Source organism: Paenibacillus sp. fava2 (genome assembly GCF_058313675.1).
In genome coordinates this window covers 1,939,245-1,951,448 of sequence record NZ_CM177755.1, presented here as the reverse complement: position 1 = coordinate 1,951,448, position 12,204 = coordinate 1,939,245, and the positions used below count along the sequence as shown (strand labels likewise).

9 protein-coding genes are annotated in these 12,204 nt (G+C 55.7%); 2 read left to right on the top strand and 7 right to left on the bottom strand.

The features are described 5' to 3' along the window. Positions 1 to 19: 19 nt before the first annotated feature. The 7 genes from AC4G46_RS08140 to AC4G46_RS08110 all read right to left on the bottom strand — a co-directional run bounded on the left by AC4G46_RS08140 (position 20) and on the right by AC4G46_RS08110 (position 8,536). Positions 20 to 700, bottom strand: a complete 681-nt coding sequence (locus tag AC4G46_RS08140; protein WP_491127486.1) for a hypothetical protein — start codon at positions 698 to 700, stop codon at positions 20 to 22. A 343-nt stretch (positions 701 to 1,043) separates the two neighbouring features. After that, positions 1,044 to 1,892 carry a carbohydrate ABC transporter permease gene (locus tag AC4G46_RS08135; protein WP_491127485.1) on the bottom strand — a complete coding sequence of 283 codons (849 nt, stop codon included), beginning with the start codon at positions 1,890 to 1,892 and terminating at the stop codon, positions 1,044 to 1,046. Between the two features lie 16 nt (positions 1,893 to 1,908). Next, complete coding sequence (locus AC4G46_RS08130) at positions 1,909 to 2,787, bottom strand: carbohydrate ABC transporter permease (protein ID WP_068727966.1); 879 nt, start codon at positions 2,785 to 2,787, stop codon at positions 1,909 to 1,911. 82 nt (positions 2,788 to 2,869) lie between these two features. Beyond that, on the bottom strand, positions 2,870 to 4,192 hold the full coding sequence (locus AC4G46_RS08125) for an ABC transporter substrate-binding protein (RefSeq protein ID WP_491127484.1): 1,323 nt from the start codon (positions 4,190 to 4,192) through the stop codon (positions 2,870 to 2,872). A gap of 136 nt (positions 4,193 to 4,328) precedes the next feature. Further along, positions 4,329 to 5,615, bottom strand: coding sequence for a hypothetical protein (locus AC4G46_RS08120; protein WP_491127483.1), 1,287 nt, complete (start codon positions 5,613 to 5,615; stop codon positions 4,329 to 4,331). A gap of 4 nt (positions 5,616 to 5,619) precedes the next feature. After that, positions 5,620 to 6,726: a response regulator transcription factor gene (locus AC4G46_RS08115; RefSeq protein WP_491127482.1), complete on the bottom strand. Its 1,107-nt coding sequence runs from the start codon at positions 6,724 to 6,726 to the stop codon at positions 5,620 to 5,622. Continuing rightward, positions 6,704 to 8,536, bottom strand: a complete 1,833-nt coding sequence (locus AC4G46_RS08110) for a sensor histidine kinase (RefSeq protein ID WP_491127481.1) — start codon at positions 8,534 to 8,536, stop codon at positions 6,704 to 6,706. The genes AC4G46_RS08115 and AC4G46_RS08110 overlap by 23 nt, the downstream gene beginning before the upstream one ends. Before the next feature lie 198 nt (positions 8,537 to 8,734). On the opposite strand from AC4G46_RS08110, the gene AC4G46_RS08105 reads away from it, so the two are divergent. Both AC4G46_RS08105 and AC4G46_RS08100 read left to right on the top strand, forming a co-directional pair. Next, positions 8,735 to 9,724, top strand: coding sequence for a LacI family DNA-binding transcriptional regulator (locus AC4G46_RS08105; protein ID WP_491127480.1), 990 nt, complete (start codon positions 8,735 to 8,737; stop codon positions 9,722 to 9,724). Positions 9,725 to 9,759: 35 nt separating this feature from the next. After that, a complete protein-coding gene (locus AC4G46_RS08100) occupies positions 9,760 to 12,042 on the top strand; it encodes an alpha-galactosidase (protein WP_491128818.1) in 2,283 nt (760 codons plus the stop codon). Positions 12,043 to 12,204 lie beyond the last annotated feature (162 nt).

The following is a 12,204-nucleotide window of genomic DNA, read 5'->3' as shown; positions in this document are numbered from 1 at the left end:
TTTGGCGTCCGGCCTCACTCTACCATATTCCGTTATCCATCATAGAAGGAATGTACTCATATCGGCAGACCCTGCTGCTTCCGCTAGCCGGGACAGGCCTTAGTTTCCCCTTTTCACACAACCGGGTTAAGGATTTACGGACAGTGCGCGGATGAACCCCCAGCCCTCTTACCAGATCTGCAGGACGGATTAGCCCGTCCCAACGTACCGCTATACGCATAATCTCTTTTTCCAGTCGGGTGTATTGATGGTCTAACTCATCAGTATTTATCAGCAGACTTGGAGCCAATAAGGACTTAAACAGCGAGATTGTCAATTCCGGTGCCGATTCTAAATCATCATAGGGAACCGAAACTACCTGATAACCCGCTATCTGCAGATAAGTTTCCCGGTTGAGCTCCTGCCTGTACCTCGTCCGGTCCATTTGCTGCACATGCGGGCCATAGCCTTTTACCTCTATAGCTACCTTGATCTGCCCCCGTTTCCACACAAAATCAACAAAGTACGGCCTTCCCCGCCAGTCCGAGACCTCATACTCAGGATGCAGATCATTCATATGACCAAAAATCGGCCACCATACCTGCTCAACAAACATCTTTTCACCGTGCCCGTGTCCACGCACAAGGCGGTCCAGTCTTTCACCGCTCCTGCCCTTCTTATGAAAATCAATCCATTTTAAATGCTCCTCCGAAAATCCCATTATCCCTTTCTCCTCTCCAACAAAAAAAAATCCCGCACCCCAATAAGCTTGGAGTACGGGACGTTCTTCGACCGTTTGGTTTGATTATAGATTTGGCGTTTCCCGTCGTCAAGGTGATTTTTTGTAGCAAAGGCGATATTCTCTATGACCGGTAGCTTTGGTTGGGATAGGAATTGGTCGGGGGTTGGGGTTGGGGTTGGGGTTGGGGTTGGGGTTGGGGTTGGGGTTGCGTCCAGGGTCAGCAGCAGCGGGGCTTCAACAAAAAAACCGGACCTTAAGATCTCCCAATCTTAAAGTCCGGCTATTAACTTTATAGTCCAGCAACTCTACTCTGCGGGAACAATCAGCCTTTTACCGCCGACCCCACCGTCATCGCCCGCTCCACCTGCTCACTGAGCAGCAGATAGACGAGCACCATTGGAACCGAAGCAATCGTCATGACCGCCCCCATCGCTCCCCAGTCCGTGCTGTAGGAGCCCTGGAAAAAGAGCAGTCCCAGCGGCAGTGTCTTCATATTTTCATCCGAAATAAGAATATACGCCAGGGTAAACTCGTTCCAGTTGTTCAGGAATTGGAAAATCGCAATCGTAGCGATCGCCGGCAGCGCCAGCGGCAGGATGACCTGGCCGAACAGCCGGTAAATACTCGCTCCGTCGATGCAGGCAGCCTCCTCTATTTCCCGGGGAATGCTCACCAGAAACCCGTAGAACACCATTGTTGAGAACGGAAGACCGATAGCAATGTAGGGGATGATAAGCGCCCCATAGGTATTTGTAAGGTGGAAATCACGCACCAGAATGGCCAAAGGAATCATAATAACCTGCAGCGGCATAAACATCCCGACAATCATATACGTTCTTACCGCCGAGCGGAACTTCCACTGCATCCGGGCTACAGCAAATGCGAACATCAGCGCCAGCAGCAGAATGCACAGTGTAGATATAATGGAAACGATGAAGCTGTTCATAAAATAGCGCGGAATATTAAACTGTGTCCAGGCATTAACATAGTTCTCAAACCGGAAATGGGTCGGGAACCCGAACGGGTTGGTAACGAAGATTTCGTCATTATTTTTCAGAGAATAGGAAATCATCCAGAACAGCGGGTACACCGATACGATAAAATACAGCCACAGCGGAATTTGCAGCAGGAAACTGCCGATGGACCGGAATGTTGTTGTTTTTGGGTTCATGTTGTGCTCCTTTCCATTAGGCGTGCTGTCCGCGGTCGAATACTTTGTTGATTACAACCGTCGCCACAAGCGAGATCATCACGAGCAGGACTGATACGGCGCAGGCATAACCATAGTTACTCTCCATAAAAGCATACCGGTAAATCATAAAGGTCAGCGTGTAGTTGGTCGTGCCCGGGCCGCCGTTGGTCATGATCAGCATCTGCACGAACGCGCCGATCCCGGAGGTAATGGCGATGGTGAAGCAGAATTTGAATGTCTCGCGCATCAGCGGAAGGGTAACATGCCAGTGTGCCCGCCATTTACCGCAGCCGTCAATCGTCGCAGCCTCGAAGTAATCCTCAGGAACAGCCTTCACGCCGGCATACAAAAGCGAGAACTGATAGCCCATGAACTGCCAGGCGTTGACAAAAGCGATCGCAATAATCGACTGTGTCGGCGAAACCAGCCAGTTCTGCTGATAAGGGATGCCCAGTACATCGAACAGCTTGTTCACAAGCCCGTTCGTCGGGTCATACATGGCGATCCACAGCTGGCAGACAACGGTAACCGACAGGACCACGGGGATAAAATACGCCGTTTTGAGCAGCTTGCGTCCGCGAACCCGCGGATTCGCGCACACAAGCGCCAGAATGGTGCCGAGTCCAATCTGAAACACAGCCAGTACCAGGGCAAACAAAGCCCCGTTCTTAAGCGAAGTTCCCAGCAGCGGATCACTGAACAGCTCGCGGTAATTCGCCAGGCCAGCAAAGGTAGCAGTACTCAGACCGTCCCAGTCATAAAAGCTGCGGAATACGGTCTGCAGTACAGGATAGATCAGGATAACACTGTATAATAACAGGGCAGGGAGCAGAAAGAGCGCCAATGCCGGTTTATTTCCCAAATACTTATTCATGCGGTTCGTTCCCTCCTTGTTCCGTTACAGCCAGACCCCGGGGCATGGGCCACAGGGTCGGGACTGCATCAGAATAACTAAATTACTGATTTTCTTTGCTAAGCGTCCGGTTCAGGTTGGTGATAAAATCTTCTGCGGTAAATCCGTCTACCAGCAAATTCTGGGTGTTGTCGTTCACTGCGTTCTGGATCTGGGTGTTGCTCAGCAGCTTCGCATATTCTTTGGCATTTGGCAGCAGCTCATCAGCAATCCGCTGCATCATAACCGGCACATCGGACGCGATCGGCTTGTCGGTTTTAGGCGAAACGATCGGGCTGCCCAGCTGGGTATATTTATACTCTGCCGATTTGGCTGCCAGGAAGGCGGCTACCTTTACTGCAGTTTCCTTGTTTTCGCTTGCCGGAGATACTGCATAGCCCTGCGGGGATCCAGCTCCGGCGATGTTGTATTTGGATGCCTCGTAGGTTGCTTCGTCCTTAGCCGGCCAGTACATCCAGTCTACCTGGTCACCGAGCTTTTCAGCCGAGCTGTAGATTTCCCATTGGCCGTTGACGAACATTCCTGCACGCCCCTGGTAGAACTGGGAAGAAGCCTGGTCATAGTTGGTATTCGTTGCGTTGGCGTCAAAGAGTCCGGCCTGCTGCAGCTTTTCCATCTGCTCTGCTGCGGTCACGAATGCCTGCGGCAGCTCCGTGAGCCCCTGCTGATCCAATGCGCCAAATCCGGCAGCATCCTCACGGGTTACGAGACCGTTGTAGAACGCGGAGGTAATCCATTTTTCTTTGGCAAAAATCGACATCGGCACATAGCCCGCTGCCTTCAATTTACCGGCTGCAGCAGCCAGCTCATCGTAGGTCTTGATCGGAGTGGCAATGCCTACTTCATCAAAGATGGTTTTGTTGTAATAGATCACCTGGAACTCGATGCCGGTGTCAGGATACGCGTACACATGTCCGTCCGGGGCAATCAGGCGGGATTCCACGCCCGGGTTCAGGCTGTTTTTGTATTCGGTGGTGGCTTCGTAATCATCCAGAACTTCTACATTTTGGGATTTGGCAAAAGTCTGCAGTGTCGCCCAATCCGTGAAGTAAATATCAGGCATGTTGCCGGTTGCGGCATAGGTCTTCAGCTTCTGGTTGCCGTCCTGCACCGCCGGATCCAGCTCGATCTCCACCTCCGGCATTTCCTTCTTCAGCTCTGCTACTGCATAGTCAAACGGACCCTTTGTATCATCGTCAAAATGCTGGGCGTATACCTTCAGTTTTACTGCGCCGCCCTCAGCAGGCGTATTGGCAGCGGCATTGTTTTCAGAAGCTGTATTGTTGCCTCCTCCGCAGGCTGAAAGCACCAGTGTCATGGAAAGCGTTATCATTAGTGCACTTAAACCTTTGCGCTGTTTGTTCATAGTTGAATCCCCCTCGTACGAATATATGTCTTGAGGCTATCCTGTCTTTGCCACATTCACATTATAGCCCCGGACCCCGGCCGATCTTAAGGCACTAAACGGGCCTAACCCGTAAAAAACGGGACAAAAAAGAAAGTCACCCCTGTGAGGGTGACGGAATGCAATGCTTGTAAAGGTTGAGCGCACATACTGTGCCTATCATCTCGCCTACTTGCCCGCTTTCAGCAAAATCAAGGGCATTTTTGCCTCTCATTTCGCACGTTTGCCCGCTTCCGGCGAAATCAAAGGCTTTTTTGCCTCTCATTTTGCCCGTTTGCCCGCTTACGGCAAAATCAAAGGCATTTTTGCCTCTCATTTTGCCCGTTTGCCCACTTCCGGCGAAATCAAAGGCATTTTTGCCTCTCATTTTGCCCGTTTGCCCGCTTCCGGCGAAATCAAAGGCATTTTTGCCTTTCATTTCGCCTACTTGCCCGCTTTCGGCGAAATCAAAGGCATTTTTGCCTTTCATCTCGCCTACTTGCCCGCTTCCGGCGAAATCAAAGGCATTTTTGCCTCTCATTTCGCCCATTTGCCCGCTTTCGGCAAAATCAAAGGCATTTTTGCCTTTCATCTCGCCTACTTGCCCGCTTCCGGCGAAATCAAAGGCATTTTTGCCTCTCATTTCGCACGTTTGCCCGCTTACGGCGAAATCAAAGGCATTTTTGCCTCTCATTTCGCACGTTTGCCCACTTCCGGCGAAATCAAAGGCATTTTTGCCTCTCATTTCGCACGTTTGCCCGCTTCCGGCGAAATCAAAGGCATTTTTGCCTCTCATTTCGCCCATTTGCCCGCTTCCGGCGAAATCAAAGACATTTTTACCTCTCATTTCGCACGTTTGCCCGCTTCCGGCGAAATCAAAGGCATTTTTGCCTTTCATTTCGCCCATTTGCCCACTTCCGGCGAAATCAAAGGCATTTTTGCCTCTCATTTTGCCACTGGCACCAGGCTCTACAATCACTTTGTCCCTGTCACAGCTCCGGCCGGATTCATAGGTCCCCTCCCCCCCCAGTCTCCGTGCCCGCAAGCTCCCCAGCCAGCCCGCTTGCCTACCGAATGACCAGACAACTAATCTGCCGCTTTCATCGCCTGCCTGCCGTCCGGCCAGACAACGCACCCGCCGCTGCCATCGCCTGCCTGCCGTCCGGCCAGACAACGCACCCGCCGCTGCCACCGCCTGCCGTCCGGCCAGACAACGCACCCGCCGCTGCCACCGCCTGCCAACCCGGCCAGACAACGCACTCGCCGCTGCCACTGCCTGCCAACCCGGCCAGACAACGCCCCCGCCGCTGCCACCGCCTGCCTGCCAACCCAGCCAGACAACGCACCCGCTGCTGCCATCGCTTGCCTGCCAACCCGGCCAGTAGATGCACCCGCCGCACCGCACAAGGCTATTTCCTCACCAGCTGCTCATATTCGGTCGGCGTCACGCCGAAGCGCTTTTTGAAGCTTTTGCTGAAATAGTTAGGGTCCGCGTAGCCGACACTCTCAGAGATATCAGCCAATCGGCGGTTGCCTTCCAGCAGCAGGGCCCGTGCTTTTTTCATGCGGATATGGGTGATGTGGTCAACAATGGAGTGGCCGGATTCCTTGCGGAAGATGCGGCGCAGATAGCTGGAATCGACATAGACGCCGCCCGCCACCTGTTCGGCTGATAAGTCTGCATCCGCATAATGCTGCTCGATATACCGGATAGCAGCGCTGAACAGGCTGGACGCCTTCGTCGGCTTCACATCCTCCGTCAGCTGGATCACCCTGCGGTACAGGGCGATCAGCCAATCCTCTGCCTCGTCCCAGGTTGCACAGGCCTTCAACCTGTCATACGGCGCCTGATCTTCCCCGCTGTCCCACACCCGGCTGTACGCAAAGCCGCGTTCCCCCGCAAACGTTAACGCCAGCGACAGCAGCCCCATCATCATCGCATCCGCATATTCGCCTCCCCAGGTGCTGCTCCGCAGCCGGCCTACGGCTTTGCGCACCTCATCCAGCACGTCAGCATCCTTCATTCGCAGCCCAAGCACGATTGCGTCGCGTACCGCGCCTAGCTCCTGCGCCTCCTGTCCGGTACGGCCCTCCGTCCCGCTGTCCTCTACTTGCGGGCCGGCCTCGCGGCCGCCGGACAAGCGCGGCAGCTTCGGCCGGATGCGCTCCAGCATCTCGGTCATCTCCGCTTCGTTGAACGGCTTGAGCAGATAATCCTGCACGCCGGTGCGTACCGCCTTCTGCACATACTCAAACTCATTGTGCCCCGAAATGAACACAATCACGATCCGCTCAAAGCGGTCCTTCAGCTTGACCGCCAGCTCAATGCCGTCCATAAACGGCATATTGATATCTACCAGCGCCAGGTGCGGCTGATGCTTCTCCGCTTCCGCCAAAGCCTCCTGCCCGTTCCTCGCTTCACAGCATACCTGGAAGCCGTGGCGCTGCCAGTCCATTTTGAGCCTGAGAAAATCGCGGAACAGCGGCTCGTCATCAACAATCATCACCTTGTACATCGTGCACATCCCTCTTTTCGTTTCCAAGCAGCGGCAGCGACAGCTCCACTACCGTTCCTTCACCCGCAGTGCTGCGCACCGTCAGCCCGTACTCCTCGCCGAAATACAGGCTCAGCCGCTGCCGTACGCTGTAAGTTCCGATCGACCGGGTCTCCTCTTCAGGAGAATGCCCGGACATGATCGCCTCGATCCGCTCTTCATTCATGCCCACCCCGTTGTCTGTTACCTGAACAACCACCTTCCCTCCGGCAACACCGGCCTGAATCCGGATGAAGCCTTTGCTGCCTTTCTTTTTCAGCCCGTGATAGATCGCATTCTCCACCAGCGGCTGCAGCGACAGCTTCGGAACCGGCGTGCCTGACAGCTCGGGCGGAATGTCGATTTCATAGCGGAATACGTCAGGGTAGCGGATCTGCATAATCGCCAGATAATCGTCGGTGATCTGGGCCTCTTTTTCCAGAATAATCAGCTCTCTGCCCTTGTTGAGCACCATCCGGTAAAAATCCGCCAGCGCCTTGGTCGTATCCCGCGCCTCCTCATTGCGGTCCAGCTCATTCAGCACATAAATGGTATCCAGTGTGTTATACAAAAAATGCGGCTTAATCTGTGCGCTGATCAGCGCCAGCTCATACTCCCGCTTGCGGTTCTGCTCCTCCGTCACCGTGACCAGCAGCTCGCCGACCCGGCCGACCATAAAATTAAACGCCTCAGCAATCGTCCCGATCTCATCCTCTGTTCTCGCTGCAGCAACCGGCCGCAGATCACCGCTCACCACCTGCCGCATGGCCCGGGTCAGGCGCTCCAGCGGACCAGCCACCATCCGGGAGAGCAAATTGGCCCCGAACAGGGAAAAAATCAGACAAAGTGCACCGACCAGCGCAGTCAGCCGTACATTCTGCTGCACATCTGCCGTCAGCAGCTTCAGCGATACGACATTGATCAGCTCCCAGTCCATCCGGCCGTAAGGGCTGACAGTAACCAGATTGCCGCCCTCCTGATAGGAAAAGCTCGCTTCCCCGTCCGATCCGCCGGCTTCTGCGATTTTGGCAGCCACTGCAGGCTCTGCCGGCTGTAGCAGGCTGTCCTTATCCGCTGCAGCCACGATGCGCCCGCGCTCATCCACGAAGTAATAGGCTTTGGGTGCTGCCGGATCACTCGACTGCAAATAAGCTGACAGCTGCTCCTCCCTGATCATTAAAAATAGAGTGCCCAGCGTCTCGCCGCTGTCGATATTTATGACCATTTTGCCAAGTGTCAGGACCGGGGCCGCCGGGTCGGGAGTCAGAAAATTGCGCTGTTCCATCCCGAACCAGCGGGACACGCCGTAGCTGCCGGAAGCCTGTACCTTCTCCAGCATACCGCTTGCAGCAATTCCTGCTTCCTCACCGCCGGAGGCATAGGACGGGTAGACCGTACCGTCTTTGCCGACGAAGACCGCGGCATCCACCTCCCGGAAAATGGACAGGTCTGTAGACAGCCGGCTCTGCATCAGATTGGCAAAACGCACCTCCTCCAGCGGAAGCGTCCGGGCAGCGGGATAGGATTCATATAGCCGGTTGATATTCGTGACCATAATATTGGCCGCAGTCTCTGCACTGCGCAAAATATAATCTGTGCGCGATAGGATCAGCTGGGATTCGTCCGCAACATTGCGCGTCGTCCGCTCAATCAGCGAGCGGCTGAATAAATGGCTGGACAATACGCCCAGAATAAGCAGAGACAAAATCAGCAGGGGCAGAAAAATCGCAATCACCTTGCTTTTAAAGCGGAGCCGTCCAAACCAATTACCGATAAATACTGGAATTCTCAAGCCAGTTCTCCTCCGCCCTCCAATGAATATTCAACATGGTAACATAATCCCCCAGGCTTTAGAAGCTGTCAGCGTAGCAGGCCTGTCTCCCCATTCTCCGCGAAAAGTCTGCTTGAAAGTTCATCGTCCGGGTGATAGGATAAAAGCGTAATTATTATTTAGTAAATTTATTAACTAAAACAAGAAGGCGGGAGCAGCTTGGCCACGATTAAAGATATCGCCCGTGAAGCGGGAGTATCCGCAGCTACAGTATCGCGGGTATTAAATAACGACCTGACCCTGGCTGTCAGCGAGGATACGCGGACCCGGATCTTTGCCGTCGCGGAGCAGCTTGACTACAAGCCTGCCCGGCTGAAGCAGCTGAAGAGGGACAACGAGCTCGGCAGCAAAACTGTCTCACTCCTGCTCTGGTGCTCCCCCGAGGAAGAACGGGATGACCCGTATTACGGCTCCATCCGCCGCGGAGTGGAGCTGCGCTGTGAGGAACTGGGCATGCGGCTCGGCCAGACGCTGCGCGGCCGGGCGCCGCAGCATCTGCTCCGGCCCGGCGACGGCCTAATCGTTGTCGGCGGCTTCGATCTCAAAGACATCGAAGGGCTGCATGCCGATCCCGACACTATAGTGCTGGTTGACCAGTACCGGGAACGCTCTGACTATGATTCTGTGCGGACGCATTTCCGGCAGGCGGTGGACCAGGCACTCAGCCACCTGTTTGCCCTCGGCCACAGGGATATTGCCTTTATCGGCGGGGGTGACAGCGGGGAACGCCGGGCTCATCATTTCGGGCGGGTTATGCAGCAGCAGGGCTGTTACGATCCCGCGCTGCTCCGCACCGGCAGCTGGAGCAGCGCCGATGGCTACCGGATGATGGACGAGCTGCTGGCGGGCACAAAGCGGCCGACTGCCTGCTTCGCGGCCAGCGACCCGCTCGCGGTCGGGGCCCTGCGCGCCCTGCATGAGCACGGGGTCCAGGTGCCGCAGGAAATGGCTATCATCGGCTTCGATGATATCGAGATGGCGGCTTATGTCCAGCCGCCGCTGACCACAATCCGCGCTTATCCCGAGCAGATGGGCAAGGCTGCCGTTCAGCTGCTTGCCGAACGGTTCGAGGGCCGCGAAGCACCGTCGCATACGATTATCGGCACGAAGCTGATCGTCCGCGGAACGTGCGGAGCGGCAGCAGATTAATCTTACATTGACAAGGAGAGAATTAAGGTATGAGCATGAACATTTACGTTGACGAATCGCTTGGCCTGTTCCATCTTCAATCCAAAGGTACCAGCTATATTATCCAACTCATCGAAGGCTATCCTTCCCACGTTTACTGGGGATCACGCCTCCGCCATGACAGCACCCTGACCGATGCGCTCCAGATCCGCGAGCGTTCATCGTTTTCTCCGAATCCGGTGCCGGGCAAACCGTCCCTTTCGCTGGATGCCCTGCCTCAGGAGTATCCGCAGTACGGCACAAGTGATTTCCGCCGTCCCGCTTACCAGGCCCAGCTTGCCGACGGCAGCCGGATTACAGAACTGAAATATGCAGGTTATGCTATTACTTCCGGCAAGCCGGTTCTTGAAGGACTTCCCGCTGTCTATACTGAGAGCGATGATGAAGCACAGACGCTGGAGCTTACCCTGAAGGATGACTACGCGGGGCTTACCGTTAAGCTGCTGTACACCGTTTTCGCTGATCACAGCGCGATTGCCCGTTCCGTACACTTCGAGCATGGCGGCTCGGAGCCGCTGCGGCTGGAGCAGGCGCTGAGCGCCTCGGTTGATTTTGCCGACTCCGCCTATGATACCCTTCACCTCAGCGGAGCCTGGGTAAGAGAGCGTCACATCCAGCGCCGTGCACTTGTGCCGGGCGCCGCAGTAGCGCTGGAGAGCCGCCGCGGCTCAAGCAGCCATCAGGTTAACCCGTTCATGGCCCTGCTGCGCCACGGAGCGGATGAAGACCACGGTGATGTATACGGCTTCAGCCTGGTCTACAGCGGCAGCTTCGCTGCTGTTGCCGAGGTGGAGCAGTTCGGCACAACCCGTGTGAACATCGGGATTAACCCGTTTGATTTCTCCTGGCTGCTGGAGCCGGGCCAGACCTTCCAGACGCCGGAAGCGGTACTGGTCTATTCCGGCGAAGGGCTCGGCGGCATGTCTCGCACCTATCACCGCCTGTACCGGACCCGTCTGAGCCGCGGCGTTCACCGCGACAAAGCCCGTCCGATCCTGGTCAACAACTGGGAAGCCACATATTTTAACTTTGACGCCGATAAAATCACCGCCATCGCCAAAGAAGCCGGTCCGCTCGGCATCGAGCTGTTCGTGCTCGACGACGGCTGGTTTGGCAAGCGCGACAACGACGACAGCTCGCTCGGCGACTGGTTCGAACACAGCCGCAAGCTGCCCGGCGGTCTTGCTGACCTGGCCGGCCGCGTAAATGCAGAAGGCCTGCAGTTTGGCCTGTGGGTGGAGCCGGAGATGGTCTCGCCGGACAGCGAGCTGTACCGCAAGCACCCGGACTGGTGTCTGCATGCTGAAGGGCGCCGCCGTACCGAGGCGCGCAACCAGCTGATTCTTGATCTTTCACGTCCGGAGGTCTGCGAATACCTGTATGAAACCTTGAGCGCAGTTTTCGCCAGCGCACCGATTACGTATGTCAAGTGGGATATGAACCGCAACATGACCGAGATTGTCTCTGCTGCGGCAGCTCCTGAGCGGCAGAAGGAAACCGCCCACCGCTACATGCTCGGTCTCTATAATCTGATGGAGCGCCTGACCTCGCGCTTCCCTGAAATCCTGTTCGAGAGCTGCTCCGGCGGTGGCGGCCGGTTCGATCCGGGCATGCTGTTCTACATGCCGCAGACCTGGACCAGTGACGATACCGATGCCATCGAGCGTCTGGCGATCCAGTACGGCACAAGCATTGTGTACCCGGCCAGCAGCATGGGCGCACATGTCTCCGCTGTGCCGAACCATCAGGTTGAGCGCACAACCTCGCTTGCGATCCGCGGCGACGTGGCGATGAGCGGCAACTTCGGCTACGAGCTGGATCTGACTGCCTTCACCGAAGCAGAAAAGAACCTGGCTGCCAAGCAGATAGCCCAATATAAAGAGATCCGTACACTTGTCCAGCAAGGGGATATGTACCGGCTGATGAGCCCGTTCGAGGGCAGCGGCGATACAGCCTGGATGTTTGTCAGCGAAGACAAGACAGAAGCATTCGTAGCGTACTTCCGTGTACTCGCCAAGCCTAATGCTCCAATAGCACGGCTTGTGCTTAAGGGACTTAATCCTGAGCTGGATTATGTGCTGGAGACCGGGGCAGCCGACAATACAGACAGCCATGGAGGTGCGGCTACAGTAGCAGCCGACAGCACAGCCCCGTTCCAGCCGGCCTTCGGCGGAACGCCTTACGGCGGCGACCGCCTGATGCGCATCGGGCTCGTCGTCTCCGATCTGCGCGGCGATTTCTCCAGCTGCACCTACCGCCTGAGAGCGGTAAAGCGTTAAGGTTTCTTGCAGCAGCCAGTCTTCTAATGCAGCTATAGCAGCACTCAAGAAACGGGTATTCATCTCCGCCCGGGGGATGGATACCCGTTCTCTTTTTATCCACTACAGAAGCCCCGGAATTCTCCTCTATCTGCTCAACAATCAGCTGTAATCTGACGATAT